The 16694-nt window shown below is 53.6% G+C and carries 12 protein-coding genes; 6 read left to right on the top strand and 6 right to left on the bottom strand.

Going from position 1 to position 16694, the window contains the following annotated elements; translation table 11 throughout:
- Positions 1-70 precede the first annotated feature (70 nt).
- Entirely contained in the window at positions 71-886 is an 816-nt protein-coding gene (locus D5398_RS10795; RefSeq protein ID WP_120507630.1) for a mannosyl-3-phosphoglycerate phosphatase-related protein, read from the bottom strand.
- A gap of 213 nt (positions 887-1099) precedes the next feature.
- Between D5398_RS10795 and smrA the strand changes: the two genes are divergently transcribed.
- A complete protein-coding gene (gene smrA, locus D5398_RS10790; protein WP_120507629.1) occupies positions 1100-1666 on the top strand; it encodes a DNA endonuclease SmrA in 567 nt (188 codons plus the stop codon).
- A gap of 113 nt (positions 1667-1779) precedes the next feature.
- On the top strand, positions 1780-2829 hold the full coding sequence (apbE, locus tag D5398_RS10785) for an FAD:protein FMN transferase ApbE (protein WP_120507628.1): 1050 nt from the start codon (positions 1780-1782) through the stop codon (positions 2827-2829).
- A gap of 22 nt (positions 2830-2851) precedes the next feature.
- Here apbE and D5398_RS10780 read toward each other — a convergent pair whose 3' ends face one another.
- Positions 2852-3754: a LysR substrate-binding domain-containing protein gene (locus D5398_RS10780; RefSeq protein ID WP_120507627.1), complete on the bottom strand. Its 903-nt coding sequence runs from the start codon at positions 3752-3754 to the stop codon at positions 2852-2854.
- A 124-nt stretch (positions 3755-3878) separates the two neighbouring features.
- Between D5398_RS10780 and D5398_RS10775 the strand changes: the two genes are divergently transcribed.
- Entirely contained in the window at positions 3879-4493 is a 615-nt protein-coding gene (locus D5398_RS10775) for an FMN-dependent NADH-azoreductase (RefSeq protein ID WP_120507626.1), read from the top strand.
- Between the two features lie 17 nt (positions 4494-4510).
- On the opposite strand, the gene glgX is transcribed toward D5398_RS10775, so the two are convergent.
- The gene (gene glgX, locus D5398_RS10770) at positions 4511-6793 is read right to left on the bottom strand and encodes a glycogen debranching protein GlgX (protein ID WP_120507625.1); all 2283 of its coding nucleotides are present in this window, start codon (positions 6791-6793) and stop codon (positions 4511-4513) included.
- A gap of 214 nt (positions 6794-7007) precedes the next feature.
- Here glgX and D5398_RS10765 point away from each other — a divergent pair, with 214 nt between their 5' ends.
- Both D5398_RS10765 and cbl read left to right on the top strand, forming a co-directional pair.
- Entirely contained in the window at positions 7008-7952 is a 945-nt protein-coding gene (locus D5398_RS10765; RefSeq protein ID WP_120507624.1) for a 2-hydroxyacid dehydrogenase, read from the top strand.
- Between the two features lie 172 nt (positions 7953-8124).
- Positions 8125-9078, top strand: coding sequence for an HTH-type transcriptional regulator Cbl (gene cbl / locus D5398_RS10760; protein ID WP_120507623.1), 954 nt, complete (start codon positions 8125-8127; stop codon positions 9076-9078).
- Between the two features lie 653 nt (positions 9079-9731).
- On the opposite strand, the gene D5398_RS10755 is transcribed toward cbl, so the two are convergent.
- Positions 9732-11675: an exoribonuclease II gene (locus D5398_RS10755; RefSeq protein WP_120507622.1), complete on the bottom strand. Its 1944-nt coding sequence runs from the start codon at positions 11673-11675 to the stop codon at positions 9732-9734.
- Positions 11676-11824: 149 nt separating this feature from the next.
- Positions 11825-14131 (bottom strand): FdhF/YdeP family oxidoreductase, encoded by a 2307-nt coding sequence (locus D5398_RS10750; RefSeq protein ID WP_120507621.1) that lies wholly within the window; start codon positions 14129-14131, stop codon positions 11825-11827.
- Between the two features lie 458 nt (positions 14132-14589).
- On the opposite strand from D5398_RS10750, the gene D5398_RS10745 reads away from it, so the two are divergent.
- A complete protein-coding gene (locus D5398_RS10745) occupies positions 14590-15759 on the top strand; it encodes a serine hydrolase (RefSeq protein WP_120507620.1) in 1170 nt (389 codons plus the stop codon).
- A gap of 73 nt (positions 15760-15832) precedes the next feature.
- Here D5398_RS10745 and D5398_RS10740 read toward each other — a convergent pair whose 3' ends face one another.
- Entirely contained in the window at positions 15833-16687 is an 855-nt protein-coding gene (locus D5398_RS10740; protein ID WP_120507619.1) for a pirin family protein, read from the bottom strand.
- Between the last annotated feature and the right edge of the window lie 7 nt (positions 16688-16694).

Below are 16694 nucleotides of genomic sequence, written 5' to 3'. Positions count from 1 at the left end.
TAAATACAGAACGATAAACAATGTAAAAACAGCCGATTAATAAAGGTCATTTTCCTCTTCGAATTTGCCCTTAAGGAAGTGGGATAAAATGATTCAGCCCCTGACTCCAGCCCTGCGGGCCAAATTCATGGGTTCGGAAAACACGTGAGGTATCGTCACGATGCAGCGGCATTTCATGGTCATGATGGCCTTTAATCACCACGGCGTAATTCACCGCCTCGAGCATGGATAAATCATTCGGACCGTCGCCAAGACCGATACTGATCACCGGCTGCCCGCATTTTTGCTGGTAGCGCTCAGACAACCATTGCACCGCCTGACCTTTCCCTGCACCGGCAGCCATGACGTGCCAGAACCTGCCGCCGCGCGTCAGTGCCAGACCTTCACGGGTCAGACATTTTTTCAGATGCATAAAATCCAGATCATTACCAAACCACACCAGCGGTTCAGATGCCTTGCGCTGCATGGCGAGCTCAGCCTGTGGCTCTGATAAGCCGGTCCAAAGGGCGACCTGTTTGGGGGTAACATCACCAAAACCGCGAAACTCAAAATCATAACGCTGACGCAGTTCGACCAGTGTCTGGCGGATCTCACCGTAGCCCGCGCCGTTAATATAAAACGGTTCTTCGTCACCGGTTCGCCAGCCGGATGGCAGATGAACCATCGCACCATTTTCGGCAATAAATGGCTGGTGCGTCAGATGCAGAGCCGATTGCAATGTCGCAACTTCTGCGGGCGTTTTGCTGGTAGTCAGAATAAGCGGAATTTTTGCCGCTGAAAGTTTATCCAGCCACGGTTGGGCCGGTTGCCAACTGTAATCATGATGATCGAGCAGGGAGCCATCAAGGTCAGTAAAAATAATCAAGGGATCGTCAAGGTAAGGCATCTTTTCTCCTCAATTGTGCCGGTAACAGACGCAAATCTTTGACGATTTATTTCTGTCCCAGCAGCTAAGTATAGATAGAAAAATGAGTTTTATTGACCGTGCCACCATTTCAGGATTTTTTACCGCCTTATGCCCGTTTGCTGGCAGCTTTACCCGCAGGAGGTTTACAGGGATAATTTGCAGCAGTCCCACCGCTGAAAAAGAGGTAAGCAGATGAGCGAAGATGATGATTTATTCAGTCAGGAAATGGCCGGAGTTCAGCCACTGGCCTCGGATAAGCGGGTGGTCTACCTCAAAAACTCAGCCACCGGACAAAAGGTTAGCAGCGATGAGGTGACAGAGAAACGTGAAAACCCGTTGACCACGGGCTTTCTGAATATCCAGCCGTGCGACGAGCCGCTTGAGTATAAGCACGACGGCGTTCAGCAGGGCGTGCTCGACAAACTTCGTCAGGGGAAATATCCGCCGCAAGCCAGCCTGAACCTGATTCGTAAACCGGTTGAACAGTGTCGTCAGGAGCTGTTTGCCTTCTTCTGCCAGGCACAGGCTGAAAATCTGCGTACTTTGCTGCTCATCCATGGTCGTGGCCGCGAAGATGAAAGTCACGCCAACATTGTGCGCAGTTATCTCGCTAAATGGCTGAAACAACTCGATGAGGTTCAGGCATTCTGTGTGGCTATCCAGAAAGACGGCGGTGCCGGTGCCTGTTATGTCGCGCTGAAAAAATCCGCGCAGGCGCAGCAGGAAAACTGGGAGCGTCACGCCAAACGCAGCCGCTGAAGTTTCCCTGCGTCACCCAACTGAATGTTTGTTGCAGCGTGGTTTAAGTGCAACCCCTTACTGTCCTGACACTTTTTCATGCCCGGCAACGGGCACTTAATCGAGCTATTTTCATGTTTCTGAAACCGATTTATTTGCACTGCACGCTGTTGCTCTGCGGCGTCACTCTCTTATCTGCCTGTGACCGGAACGCCACTGAGCAGGGCGACGCCTTGGTGATTGAAGGTAAAACGATGGGTACGTTTTACCGCGTCAGTCTGGCGGGCGTGGATAAAAGTCGTGAAGCGGCGTTGCGCGAACAAATCGAGGCGCAGCTCAAAGAAGATGATCATCAGCTTTCGACTTACAAAGACGAATCTGTGCTTTCGCATTTTAATCAGTATCAGGGCAATGCACCGCAACCCATCAGCGCAGGCATGGCGGACGCAATTGTCACGTCTATGCGCATCGGGATGCTGACCGGTGGCGCGATGGATATTACCGTCGGCCCGCTGGTGAATCTGTGGGGTTTCGGGCCGGACAAACAACCGGTCAAAACGCCAACACCGGACCAGATAACTGCCGCCCGGAAACTGACCGGATTACAGCACCTGAAAGTTGTCCAGCAAAGCGACGGTCAGTATCTGCAAAAAGATTTGCCGGGAATGTACGTTGACCTCTCAACCGTCGGTGAGGGTTATGCCACGGACCATCTGGCGCGGCTGGTTGAAGGCAATGGCATCAGCAATTATCTGGTCTCGGTGGGCGGCGCGGTAGTTTCACGCGGACATAATACGAAGGGTAATCCCTGGCAGGTGGCGATTCAGAAACCGACGGATAAAGAAACCGCAGTGCAGGCGATTGTCGATTTGCAGGGTATGGGCATCAGTACTTCCGGCAGCTATCGCAATTACTACGAACTGGATGGCAAACGTCTTTCACACATTATTGACCCCGCCACAGGTTCGCCGATCACACATAAACTGGTTTCCGCGACAGTGATTGCGCCGACCGCGCTGGAAGCTGATGGCTGGGACACCGGGCTGATGGTGCTGGGAACGCACAAAGCGCTGGCGCTGGCGGAAAAAGAGCATCTGGCGGTGTATCTCATCACCAAAGAAGGTAACTCGTTCAAAACCTATATGTCGCCGCAGTTCAAAGCTTATCTGAAAGATCCGGAATAAAGTTTTGGGTTCATGCTGCAGATTAAAGTGGTCCGGGCAGTTTTTCTGAAAGAAAATCCAGAAACACGCGTAGTGCGGGCGACTGGCCTTTATGACTGGCATACAACGCTGAAATTGAAGACGGCAGCGTTTGCCAGTCTGGTAGCAGGTGCAACAGTTTCCCCTCGGACAGGCTCTGCTTGCAGGCCATCTCAGGCAGCAGCGCAATGCCCATGCCGTCCACCGCCGCCTGACGTAAAACCAGCAAGTTATTGCTGATCAGCCGCGGCGTCAACGACACCTTTCGTGTTCCTTCCTGAGGATGAATCAGTTCCCACTGCGTGCCCGCCCAGGGTGTTTTACGCACCAGTGTCGGCAGATAGCTCAGCTGATCGGCAGAAGGCGGAACAGACAACGTTGTGATAAACGCCGGACTGGCAACCAGCACGTATTTCAGCGTTCCCAGAGGTTTGCGGTATAACCCGGAATCTTCCAGAGGTTCAATGTGCGAATGTATCGTCACATCAAAGTTCTCCTCAAGTAAATCCACGGTACGGTTGATTGCCAGAAGTTCCAGCGTGATATCCGGATAACGCGTCAGAAACTCTGTCATCAGCGGCGCAACGACCATCTCCGCCATCATCACCGGCGTGCAGACCCGCAACAGTCCGCGGGGGTTTTGCTGTAAATCGTCGATCACCTGTTGCGCAGTTTGCGCCTGTTGTAGCAGTTTCTGGCACTCGAGGGCATAGCACTCGCCGACGCTGGTGACGGAGAAATGACGGGAAGTGCGTTGCAGCAGCCGGACGCCGAGGCGCGTTTCCAGCGCGTCAATCCGGCGGCTGAGCAGCGATTTCGACACGCCCAGCGCCCGCGCCGCGGCGGTGAATCCCTGATGCTGCACGACGGCAGCAAACAGCGCCATATCATTGAGATTCTCGTTCATCTTGCCTCACGCCATTATCGTTGCAAAATGACAACGATGTGTTGCCATATTAGATATTTCGCGTCATATCAACAACGATTATCCTGTATTCATTCCGCAGAACTTCTGCCAACAGGATATAAAAATGAAAATATTACATATCGACTCAAGCCCGTTTATTAACGATTCTGTTTCCCGCGAACTTTCCGCAATGATTGTGACGGAACTGTGTTCCCGTCACCCGGATGCGAGCGTGACTTACCGTGACCTGGGCACCACGCCGCCGCCGCATCTTTCCGCCGGTGCTATGAGCCTGCTGCACAATGCGCAGGACGTGGCGATTACGCCAGAGTTGCAGGTCGAACTGGACGGTATTTATCAGTCAATCGAAGAACTGATTGCCTGCGACGTGCTGGTGATGGGCACCCCGATGTATAACCACTCTATTCCAAGCAACCTGAAAGCGTGGCTGGATCAGGTTTGCCAGAAAGGCAAAACCTTCCGTTATACTCCGCAGGGTGTGGTCGGGTTGATCCCCGGTAAAACGGCTTATATCGCGTCCAGCCGAGGTGGTGTTTACAGCACAGCGGAGACCATTCCCCATGATTTTCAGGAGCCGTATTTGGTTTCGATTCTGGAACTGATGGGCGTGGCGGATTGCCATATTATCCGTGCCGAAGGTGTAAGCCGTCAGGCAATTGGGCGCGAGAAAGGGCTGGCTGAGGGAAGGGAAACGCTGCTTCAGATCCTCACTAACTGAAACAGCGTTGACCGGTTTTAGTGTTTCGCGGTACTGATCAGCTCGAAAAGCACCACAGTGCGGGATGTGCAAATGTACTCGCGGCCGAATTCGAAATTATGCTCATTGACGTCATCCGGCTGAAAGGTATCGAAAATATGTCGCCAGCTTTCGCCGTGTGCAACGGAAGGCAGCGTAAACACCACGTCTTTGTGTGAGGCGTTAAAAAGCAACAGAACCGTACTCAACGACCCCTGACGCAGCAAGCCGGTCGGCTGCGCGCGGCCATCCAGGAGCATCGCAATGCATTTCGCGTGCGGATCCTTCCAGGCGGCATCGGTCATTTCCGGTCCCTGTGGCTGGAACCAGCTGACATCTTTCACGCCCAGCTTTTCGTGTACTGCCCCGGTGAGGAAACGTCCCCGGTGCAAGATCGGGAAGCGTTTGCGCAGGCCAATCAGCCGGTAAGTGAACAGCAATAACGACTGTCCTTTTTCATCGATATTCCAGTTCACCCAGGCGATCTCGGTGTCCTGGCAATAAGCGTTGTTATTACCATTCTGTGATCGCGCAAACTCATCTCCGGCAAGCAGCATCGGCGTGCCTTGCGAGAACAACAGCGTCGCCAGCATGTTACGCATCTGCCGCAGCCGCAGTTCATTGATGGCCGGATCGTCACTCGGGCCTTCAACGCCATAGTTGGCGGAGATGTTGTTATCGCTGCCGTCCTTACCGTTTTCGCCATTGGCTTCGTTGTGCTTACTGGCATACGAAACCCAGTCATTGAGCGTAAAACCGTCGTGTGCGGTAATAAAGTTCACAGAAGCGTAGGGCTTGCGGCCACGGTGATTGAACAAATCCGCCGAACCGGAAAGGCGCGTGGCGAACTGCGCCAGCTGTCCTTCGTCACCGCGCCAGAATTTGCGCACCGTGTCGCGGAAACGGTCATTCCACTCCATCCAGCCCGGCGGGAATCCGCCGACCTGATAACCGCCGGGGCCGCAGTCCCACGGCTCAGCAATCAGTTTGCACTGGCTGAGGATCGGATCCTGGCGGCAGGTGTCGAGAAAGCCGCAACCTTCGTCGAAACCATAACTTTCCCGCCCGAGAATGGTCGCCAGATCAAAGCGGAATCCATCGACCTGCATTTCCGTCGCCCAGTAGCGCAGCGAGTCCGTGACCATTTGCAGTACGCGCGGATGGCTGAGGTTAAGCGTGTTTCCGGTACCGGTATCGTTAATGTAATAACGTTTATTGTCCGGCATCAGGCGGTAATAGCTGGCGTTATCTATGCCTTTAAAAGACAGCGTCGGCCCGAGTTCATTACCTTCTGCGGTGTGGTTATACACCACATCCAGAATGACCTCGATATTGGCAGCATGCAGGGTGGCAATCATCTGCTTGAATTCGTTGACGGTGTGCGTCGCCATATATTGCGGATGCGGCGCGAAGAAACTCAGCGTGTTATATCCCCAGAAATTATGCAGTCCTTTATCCTGCAAATGCCTGTCATCGGTGAAAGCGTGAATGGGCATCAGTTCGACGGAAGTTACGCCCAGAGACCGGATATATTCCACAATGTGCGGGGTACTCATACCGGAAAATGTTCCGCGCAGATGTTCGGGTACCGCCGGGTGGCGCATGGTATAGCCGCGAACATGTGTTTCATAGATCAGCGTTTTTTCCCACGGAATGTGTCTTTTTCGCGAGCGCGCCCAGGAGAATGCCGGATCGATAACGCGACACTTCGGCAGAAATTCAGCGCTGTCGCGGTTATCAATGTGCAGATCCTTTTTCGGGCTCTGCATATCATAGGCGAACAGTGCATCGTCCCATTTCAGCTCGCCGACAATCTGTTTGGCATAGGGATCAAGCAGCAGTTTGGCGGGATTAAACCGGTGCCCGTCATGCGGGGCATACGGGCCATGCACGCGATAGGCATACAGCAGGCCGGGGCGGGCATCGGGCAGATAGCCATGCCAGACTTCGTCGGTGTATTCCGGCAGTTCAATCACGTCGTACTGTTCACCTTCTTCATTGAAAAGGCACAGCTCGACTTTCGTGGCGTTGGCGGAGAACAGGGCGAAGTTTACGCCCAGTCCGTCCCAGGTCGCGCCCAGCGGCACGGGCAATCCTTCACGTACCCGCGTTGTGTGGCCGGAATCAAAACTACGGACAATCTCACCATCGCTGGAGGGGTGAATAATGCGTACCCCAAACTCATCAACCGCAATATCGACCTGAACATTTGACGGGATGATGCTGACCTGCTCCGTCATGGCGGTGATCTTACCTTTTTTACTGGACCGGGCCTTTGTCATACTCGACGTCACTCCGTTTCAGGGAAATCTGACAAAAAATTGCCGAAAGAGGGCCATCTGCGCATGCGCAGACGATAACAACGAGTGTAGACCGGAGTTCGGAACTTCTCCCGTAAACCGCCGAAAAGCTGTACAAGGCGCAGAGCATCATTGATAGTGAAAGCGAAAAGGCTAGCCTGCTAGTTATTGTCTGACTTTCTCCCGAGGAATCCCCATGACCATCGCGTTACTCAGCCATGTCGATCTTGATGCTGGCTACCCTGACCGGTTCGAAGCGGCCGGTTTTACTCTCTTTTTTGCCACAACGCCCGAACAACGAGCTTCTCTGGACCCGCAAACAGCGCAGCAGATACGCGCTGTGCTGACCATCGGCAGTATCGGTTTAAGCGCCTCAGAAATGGATAACTTGCCCAATCTGCAAATTATCTGTGCGCAGGGTGTCGGGTATGAACATATTGATGTCGCCGCAGCGAAACAGCGCGGTATTCCTGTCACGCATGGTCCGGGAACCAATAATTCTTCCGTGAGCGATCACACGCTGGCGCTGATGCTGGCGATCACCCGTAAGATCCCGCAATTTGACGCCGCAGTGCGTGGTGGCGAGTGGAAAAAAGCCCGCTGGAATACACCGGGAATGGCAGGGAAACGCTTAGGCATTATCGGGATGGGCAACATCGGCAGCCTCATCGCACGGCGCGCGGCGGGCGGGTTTGATATGGAGATTGCTTATCACAACCGGCGTCCGTTGCAGGACACGCCATACCGCTATTTCCCGGATATTACCGGGCTGGCGCAATGGGCTGATTATCTGGTAGTAGCGACGCCGGGCGGCAAAGATACGGTCAGACTGGTGGACGCGAACGTGCTAAGCGCGCTGGGACCTGATGGCTTTGTGATTAATATTGCACGCGGCAGCGTGGTTGACAGCAATGCGCTGATCGCCAGTCTGCGAAATCATGAAATTGCCGGTGCGGCGCTGGACGTGGTCGACGGCGAGCCGCAAGTACCCGCTGAAATGCTGACTCTGGATAACCTGGTTATCACTCCGCACGTGGCGGGACGTTCACCTGAGTCCGTGGAGAACATGATGACGCTGGTGCTATCGAATCTCACTGCGCATTTTGGTAGCAAACCGGTCATGACACCGGTGCCGCAATAGCACGTTTTCACCGGCTCTCCGTACCCTGATATAAACGCCGCCTGACGGCGTTTTTTTATGGGCATCATCCCGCCGTTAGTCGGAAAAAGCATAAGACACAGCTTTTTCTTATTTGTCTGGCATAGCAACAGATCGTAACAATAGGGTTTTGGCAAGCAAGAGGCAGACAGCGGTGAACTTTCAACAACTCAAAATTATACGGGAATCAGCGCGATGCAATTACAACCTGACTGAAGTCTCGAACATGTTATTCACTTCGCAGTCAGGGGTCAGCCGCCATATTCGCGAGCTGGAAGATGAGCTGGGCGTTGAGATATTTATCCGTCGTGGTAAGCGTTTGCTGGGGCTGACGGAGCCTGGTAAAGAGTTGCTGGCTGTCGCCGAAAGGATCCTCAATGAGGCGCAGAATATCCGCCGTCTGGCCGATGTTTTCTCGAAAGAGGATGCCGGCGTTCTGACCATCGCCACCACACATACACAGGCGCGTTACAGCCTGCCGAAGGTCATCAAAGCGTTCAGGGCGATTTATCCCGGCGTGCGTCTGGAATTGCATCAGGGCTCGCCGCAGGAAGTTCTCGCGATGCTGCTGAGCGGGCAGGCCGATGTGGCCATCGCCAGCGAAAAACTGATGAACGATCCTGCTGTGGCGGCGTTTCCGTATTACCGCTGGCACCACGCGATAGTGGTTCCGCAAGGTCATCCGCTGACGTTGCAGCACCCGGTGACATTGCAGCATTTGAGTGAACTGCCGTTAATCACCTATCGTCAGGGCATTACCGGCCGCTCGCGGCTCGATGAAGCCTTTAACCGCGCTGCGCTCACCGCGGATATCGTGCTCAGCGCACAGGATTCCGATGTGATTAAAACCTACGTAGAATTAGGGCTGGGCGTGGGGATCCTCGCGGATAAAGCGTTCGAAGCTGGGCGCGATACCGGTCTTCAGCTGATCAATGCCGAGCATCTGTTCGAAGCCAATACCGTATGGCTGGGGCTGAAAAAATCACAGTTGCAGCGTAACTACGTCTGGCGGTTTATCGAATTATGTAATCCGGGACTGTCAGTGAATGAGATTAAAGAGAAGGTGTTTGCGACGGGCGGGGAACCGGTCATTGACTATCAGATCTAGGGAGCCAAAGTGGACGTGCCTTTAGGTCAACTTCAACTTCAACTTCAAGGTCGTGGGCGTCGGCCCACACCGACCAGAGACCCGGTAACGCGCGGGCCTCTGGACTCCGCGCTTTTCTAACTTCGCGCTGTCGCGGGCAAAAGGGACATGTCCTGTTGCATCATAGAGTGGCGCAAATCCAGGTGCTTCGCACTGCCTTCTCTCGGTCTTCGAGCCGCAGGTCTCGAAGCCGCTCCGTTCAGCTGAATTTTGAGCACGCCAATCAACCTTTTTAAAAGATGAAAAACAGTCTGCCGTTGAATTTAAGATCGTGCGGGCGTTTCAGAAAACTTGCTGAATGAGAGGTTGCAGACCAAAGGCTGCAATCCCGAAATGAAGGAACCGCGCAGCGGCAAGATTTCCAGCCTGTCGCTGCGGTAACTGAAATATAGCCAGCGAGCGGAGCGCGCAGTGAAAAAGCGAAGGGAGATCCAAGAGGGAAAAAGCATTTTTCCCTCTTGGTCGGTTTTGGCGCAGTGCGTCAAGTGAGCACCGCATGTGAGAAACCGAAATTTTCCCGATCCACTCTTCAACCCTTCACTGCAAGTGAGCATATTTCCGACATAAAAAAACCGGTCAAGAGACCGGTTTTTTACCTTCGCTAAACGCGAAATTTACACCGCCGGTTTGGCGATCACATTACGATTTTCCATACGAACTTCCGCAATGTTCACATCGATGACGTCGCTCTGACGGTAGGCTACTTCGCCTTTAATCAGCACGGTGCCGGTGTCTGCGCTGCACACCAGTTCGTCGCGCACGCTGTGCAGGAACGGAGCAGGGATGAACGCCACTGCGCCGATGTCTTGTAGACGCACGCGCAGGCCGCCGCGGGTGACATCGATGATTTCAGCGCTGAACTTAACGTCAGTACCGACTTTATCTTCCAGATAGCGGGCATACAGCCAGTCTCCGACATCGCGCTCGGCCATGCGGTTGGCACGTCGGCGTTCTGCCAGCTGAACAGTCATGTCATCCTGAGGTTTCTCAGCGGACTGTTGCAGAATCATCGCTTTCAGCAAACGGTGGTTCACCATATCGCCGTATTTACGGATGGGTGATGTCCAGGTGGCGTAAGCTTCCAGACCCAGGCCATAGTGCGGCCCCGGCGTGGTGCTGATTTCCGCGAAAGTCTGGAAACGACGGATACGGCTGTCTAGGAACTGTGTTGGCAGCGCATCCAGTTTACGGCGCAGTGCGCAGAAACCTGGCAGGGTCAGCAGTTCTTCAGCATTGGCTTCAACGTCATTGGCCTGCAACACGGTGACCGCGTTTTCAACCAGCAGCGGATCAAAACCGGTATGCACGTTGTAAACGCCGAAACCGAGGCTGTCGCGCAGCGCGATAGCGGCACACACGTTGGCGGCTATCATGGATTCTTCCACGATGCGGTTAGCGATACGGCGATGCTCAGCGACGATTTCCAGCACGTTGCCTTTCTCACCCAACACGAAGCGGTAATCAGGACGGTCTTTAAACACCAGTGCGTGTTCGGTGCGCCATGCGCTGCGCACGTCACAGACGCGTTTCAGCAGACGGATCTGAGAAGCGATCACATCGCTGGCCGGTTGCCATTCACTTTTCTCCTCCGCTTCCAGCCAGTCAGACACATTGTCGTAAGCCAGTTTGGCTTTAGATTCAATAGTCGCGGCGAAGAAACGAATGTCGCTGCCCAGTGCGCCATCGTCGGCGAGCGTCACAGAGCACGCCAGAACCGGACGGCTGACGTCCGGCCACAGGGAACAGATGTCGTCAGATAATTCACGCGGCAGCATCGGGATATTGAAGCCCGGCAGATAGTTGGTGAATGCGCGTTTTTTGGCAATATTGTCGAGATCGCTGCCTTCACTGACGTAAGCCGTCGGGTCAGCAATCGCGATGGTCATTTGCAGGGTGCCGTCGCCGTTGTCTTTAACATACAGCGCGTCATCCATATCCTGCGTGCTACCGCTGTCGATAGTGACAAATGGCAGGGCGGTCAGATCTTCGCGGGTCAGGCCTTCATCGCGCAATTCAGCGATATCAGATTTTGGCGCTTCACGCTCGAGATTATGACGTGCCAGCGTAACCCACCATGGCGCGAGATCGTCGGTGCCGGTGGTGATCCATTCGGTGATTTCGGCCTGGAAGCTGTGATCGCCTTCTTTAAGCGGATGGCGGCGCATTTCAGCCACACACCAGTCACCGTCGCTCACTTCATGATTGATATTGCGGACAACGCGGCACTGAATAGAATCACGTAATAAAGGGTGGTCCGGAATGATGGAAAGACGGTCATCTTTCTTGGTCACGCGGCCTACAAAACGGCTGAGGAACGGTTCAACCAGAGTTTCCGGCTGGACGATTTCACGCTCTTTCTCAGTTTGCAGGGAGGCGATTACGCGGTCACCGTGCATGACTTTTTTCATGTACGGAGGCGGAATGAAATAGCTTTTTTGACCGTCTACTTCAAGAAAGCCAAAGCCTTTCTCAGTGCCTTTCACGATGCCTTCGACACGTGGAGTCTGAGAGTGAAGTTGCTGTTTTAGCTGCGCGAGCAGCGGGTTATCTTGAAACATATCGTCCAGAGAATTGGGGGTTAATGTGGCTCGATTAGCGGCAGACAGTTTTACGCGATCTGGCCTCTTCGGGCAAGCGGCATCTGCCCCTTTCGCCTCATAACCCTGAAGCGAAAGGGGACATTTGCGCGATGTTACGCAAGTCTGACTTATGCGATACGTTGCAGGTCGACTTTTTGCTCGCAGCGACGGATAGTGACCGGCACGGCTTTGGAGGTAGGTGTGTGGGTCTGGTCGCCAAAACTGGACATCGGTACCAGCGGATTGGTTTCCGGATAATATGCCGCCAGATTACCGCGCGGAATGTCATAGCTGACCAGTTTGAAACCGGTGACTTTGCGCTCAATGCCGTCGTTCCACAGCGTTTCGATTTCCACCAGCTCGCCGTCTTTCAGGCCCAGATCGGCCAGATCCTGCGGGTGAATAAACAGCACTTCGCGCTGGCCGTAAACGCCACGATAACGGTCATCAAGGCCGTAAATGGTGGTGTTGTACTGGTCGTGAGAGCGTAAAGTTTGCAGGGTGAACGGCGCATTCTGGTCGCCCATCGGGATCAGCACTTCCGGCAGCGGGGCAGCGCTGAAATTGGCTTTGCCGCTGAGGGTATTGAAATTCAGTTCAGCGGCCGCATTGCCCAGATAGAAGCCGCCTTTGATATCGCAGCGTGCATTGAAATCTTTAAAGCCAGGAATAGTCGCTTCGATGTGGTCGCGAATCAGATTGTAATCGTCAGCCAGCGCCATCCAGTCGAGGTATTTGTCGCCAAGAACGGCATTGGCGATACCGCAGACAATCGCGGTTTCAGAACGCTGTTCTTTCGATAAAGGGATACCGACACCTTCAGACGCATGCACCATGCTGAAGGAGTCTTCAACGGTGATGAACTGCGAACCGGTCGCCTGCATATCCAGCTCGGTACGACCCAGCGTTGGCAGGATCAGCGCTTCAGTCCCCGGTGTCAGGTGAGAGCGGTTCAGTTTGGTGCTGATTTGCACGGACAATTCGAGATTGCTCAGCGCCTGTTCGGTACGTGGAGTATCCGGTGCCGCAGCCGCCAGATTACCGCCAAGACAGATCAGGACTTTGGCTTCTTTACGCAGCATCGCTTCCAGCGCTTCAACGGTGTTATGACCCGGTACGCGAGGTGGCGTGAATTTGAAGTGGCTTTCCATAGCATCGAGCAACGCTTTTGGCGCTTTTTCATCGATACCCATGGTGCGGTTGCCCTGCACGTTACTGTGACCACGAACCGGACACAGACCTGCGCCTGGTTTGCCGAGCTGACAAAACAGCAGTTGCAGGTTAGTGATTTCTCGTACGGTCGGTACGGAGTGTTTATGCTGCGTCACGCCCATCGCCCAGGTACAAATCACGCGTTCGGCGTTCATATAAATCGATGCCGCTTCACGCAGATCCTGTTCGCTCAGTCCGGATTGTTCAGTGATTTTTTCCCAGCTGGTGGCATCCACTACAGCCAGATATTCATCCACGCCAGCAGAGTTTGCAGCAATAAAGTCTTCGTCAAACAGGGAAGGCTGGCCGGAAGCGATACGCTCACGGTGAGTCTGCAACAGCGCTTTTACGATGCCGCGCACGGCAGCCATATCGCCGCCAAGATTCGGTTGGTAATACGCTGAACTGATGCGACCGGCTTTCGGTGTGACCACTTCCAGCGGCTTTTGCGGATCGGCGAAACGTTCCAGTCCGCGTTCACGCAGGGTGTTAAAGCTGACCACTTTTGCGCCACGATCAGAAGCATGGCGCAAGCTGTGCAGCATACGCGGGTGGTTGGTGCCGGGGTTCTGGCCAAAGACGAAAATAGCATCGGCTTTTTCAAAGTCATCCAGACGGATGGTGCCTTTACCGACGCCGATACTTTGTTTCAGGCCGACACCGCTGGCTTCGTGACACATATTCGAGCAGTCAGGAAAGTTGTTGGTGCCGAACATGCGGCCAAAGACCTGATACAGATATGACGCTTCATTACTGGCGCGACCGGAGGTGTAGAAATCTGCCTGATCCGGGCTTTCCAGACCTTTCAGATGGCTGGCGATCAGCGCGAATGCCGCGTCCCAGCTCACCGGTTCGTAATGGTCAGTTTCTCGGTTGTAACGCATCGGATGGGTCAGGCGACCCTGATATTCCAGAAAGTAATCGCTCTGTGCGCGCAATTTACTGACGCTGTGTTGCGCAAAAAATTCCGGCTCGACGGCTTTACGTGTGGCTTCCCAGCTGACGGCTTTGGCGCCGTTTTCGCAGAAACTGAAAGTGCTGTGATTATCGTCACCCCAGGCACAGCCCGGACAGTCAAATCCACGACCCTTGTTAACACGCATCAGGTTACGTAGGTTGGACAGAACTTTTTTACTGTCGAAGACGAAACGGGTGGTTGATTCCAGTGCACCCCAGCCGCCGGCCGCGCCGTGGTAGGGTTTGATCTCAGTTTTGAATTTCATAGTTATGCTTCGCAGGTGATTTTGTCTGGTCTTAAACAACCGGAACGATGAATTGTTAACCGAATTGTTAATTTTATGTCACAAGTTTAGGAGGGGTGTGCGCTGCCGTCTAATCGAATGCCATGATGGTGTGATAGATCCCCTCTATCGCAGATAAATATCGGGGAATAACGCAAATAGCGCCTGAAAATCAGGCGCGGGAACGCGCTGCCAAACATTTTGAAAACAGCGGGTTGTGATAATGAAAACTAATGACCTCAGGGAATGGGGTTTTCGGTTGAAATTAACACAAGTTGTAACAGTATCGTTTCATTATGAAATGCTTAGCAAAAGACTAAGGGTTTTTCTGTGGAGGGTTTTAGTGCAACCTATGCCGCAGATTTTTATTCCATAGTTTTTTTGTATAGAGTCCGGTTCAGTTCAGAACCCTGCTCTATAGCGCGTTTAAGGAAGATTCAGTGAAACGTAGTGTAATTAGTGTCTTATCTTGTGTGTTGATGTTCTCTGCAGGCAGTGCGAAAGCAATCGCGCCACTGGATTTCCCTGTTGTCCCGCCGAGCATTGATGCGGCTTCTTTTGTACTGATGGATTATGCCAGTGGTGATGTGCTGGCTGCCGGTAACCCGGACGACCGCCGCAATCCGGCCAGTCTGACCAAACTGATGACAGGTTATGTCATTGACCGCGCGCTGGATCATAAAAAAATCACCATGAATGATGTCGTTACCGTACCTCAGGAAGCCTGGGTCGCCGGTAACAAGAGCCTGGAAGGTTCTTCGCTGATGTTCCTCAAACCGGGTGACCGTGTGAGCGTGCGTGATTTGATCCGCGGCATCATCATTACTTCCGGTAACGACGCTTGTGTAGCGATGGCCGATTATGTCGCGGGCAGTCAGGATTCGTTCGTCGGCATGATGAACCAGTACGTCACCAGCCTCGGCCTGACCAATACGCATTTCGAAACCGTACATGGTCTGGATGCACCGGGTCAGTTCACGACCTCTTACGATCTTGCGAAGCTGTCACGTGCCATCATCGGCGGTGAACCTGAGGAATATCGTATGTATGCGGAAAAATCGCTGACGTACGACAACATCACTCAGCAAAACCGTAACGGCCTGTTGTGGGACAAAAACCTGCAAGTTGATGGTCTGAAAACCGGCCATACCGAAAGCGCCGGTTTCAACATTATTGCTTCTGCAACGCAGGGTGACCGCCGTCTGATCGCCGTCGTCATGGGCGGTAAAAGCTCAAAAGGGCGCGAAGAACAGGCACGTAAACTGCTGACCTGGGGTTTCCGCGAGTACACCAGCAAGCAGATTTTCAAAGCAGGTCAGACCGTCTCGGATGAGCACGTCTGGTTTGGTGCTACTCCGCAGGTGAAAGTCGGCTCCCTGAGCGATGTGTTTATCAGCGTACCGCAGGCGGACGCCGATAAACTGAAAGCGCAATATGTGCTGACCAACCCTCAGATTGACGCGCCGCTGAAAAAAGGCCAGGAACTGGGCAGCATCAACATTGTGGATAACGGCAAAGTCATCAAAACTGTGCCGCTGGTTGCTCTGGAAGATGTTGCAGAAGGCGGGATCATCAGCCGTGCGATTGATTACGTGAAACTGAAAATCTAAGTTCCGCTTCTTCCCCTCTCACGAGGGGAAGGTTGCAATGGCGTGTGGTTTTACACCCCGCTGATAAAATTCGTCATAACTTCACATCAAACTTCCCGGCCTGAAAATCGAGTATCGCCTGATTGATTTCCTGGGTGGTATTCATCACAAACGGGCCGTGTGACACCACCGGTTCGTTGATTTTATCGGCATGACCGAACAGAAACGTCGCATCCTCTTTTGCCGTGATCGTTACACTGTCTTCGCTGTTATCCAGCTCTATCAGATGCCAGGCCAGCGCTTGGGTATCATCAATCCACAGACGCCCTTTAACGGTATACAAAAACACCTGACGCGCCGCCGGTGCGGGCAGGGTCACTTCGCTGCCTGCGGACATCTGCACAGTCATTATCGTGACACCGGTCAGCGATTCAACCGGCCCCGTTACGCCCGCCACACTGCCGGAAATCAGGCTAATTGTGCCGTGACCTTTGCTCAGCGGGATCTGCGGAATGTCGTAAGCCTGCAAACCGACATAACCCGGAGCCGTCATTTTCAGGCGCGACGGCAAATTCACCCACAGTTGCAGGATTTCCAGTTCACCGCCGTTTCGTTTGAATGATTCCGGCGACAACTCGGAATGGATCAATCCTGAACCGGCTGTCATCCACTGCACGCCTCCGGGGCCGATAATACTTTCATGACCGCCGGTGTCGCTGTGTGCCAGTTCGCCGCGCAAAATAAACGTGACTGTTTCAAAACCACGATGCGGATGCGGACCGAAAGGCAGACCCAGGTTATCGGGCGCGTAAACCTGCGGGCCGTGATGATTAAGAAACAGGAAGGGATCGAGCTGTTCGAGCTGCGGTCCGGGCACCGGACGTCGGGTTTGCAGATCACGAATATCATCGCGATACGCTTTATATTGCTGAACTATTTTACGGGTCATGGCGTGG

This window comes from Rahnella bruchi (assembly GCF_003614975.1).
In the GTDB taxonomy this organism is placed as follows: Bacteria; Pseudomonadota; Gammaproteobacteria; order Enterobacterales; family Enterobacteriaceae; genus Rahnella; species Rahnella bruchi.
This window is presented reverse-complemented; position numbering and strand designations above follow the sequence as displayed.

What these genes read in the sequence shown, in the direction of transcription:
- glgX (WP_120507625.1), bottom strand. Translation starts at nt 6,793, where the DNA reads ATGACAAAGGCCCGGTCCAGTAAAAAAGGTAAGATCACCGCCATGACG.
- D5398_RS10740 (WP_120507619.1), bottom strand. Translation starts at nt 16,687, where the DNA reads ATGACCCGTAAAATAGTTCAGCAATATAAAGCGTATCGCGATGATATT.
- smrA (WP_120507629.1), top strand. Translation starts at nt 1,100, where the DNA reads ATGAGCGAAGATGATGATTTATTCAGTCAGGAAATGGCCGGAGTTCAG.
- D5398_RS10780 (WP_120507627.1), bottom strand. Translation starts at nt 3,754, where the DNA reads ATGAACGAGAATCTCAATGATATGGCGCTGTTTGCTGCCGTCGTGCAG.
- D5398_RS10765 (WP_120507624.1), top strand. Translation starts at nt 7,008, where the DNA reads ATGACCATCGCGTTACTCAGCCATGTCGATCTTGATGCTGGCTACCCT.
- apbE (WP_120507628.1), top strand. Translation starts at nt 1,780, where the DNA reads ATGTTTCTGAAACCGATTTATTTGCACTGCACGCTGTTGCTCTGCGGC.
- D5398_RS10775 (WP_120507626.1), top strand. Translation starts at nt 3,879, where the DNA reads ATGAAAATATTACATATCGACTCAAGCCCGTTTATTAACGATTCTGTT.
- D5398_RS10750 (WP_120507621.1), bottom strand. Translation starts at nt 14,131, where the DNA reads ATGAAATTCAAAACTGAGATCAAACCCTACCACGGCGCGGCCGGCGGC.
- D5398_RS10755 (WP_120507622.1), bottom strand. Translation starts at nt 11,675, where the DNA reads ATGTTTCAAGATAACCCGCTGCTCGCGCAGCTAAAACAGCAACTTCAC.
- D5398_RS10795 (WP_120507630.1), bottom strand. Translation starts at nt 886, where the DNA reads ATGCCTTACCTTGACGATCCCTTGATTATTTTTACTGACCTTGATGGC.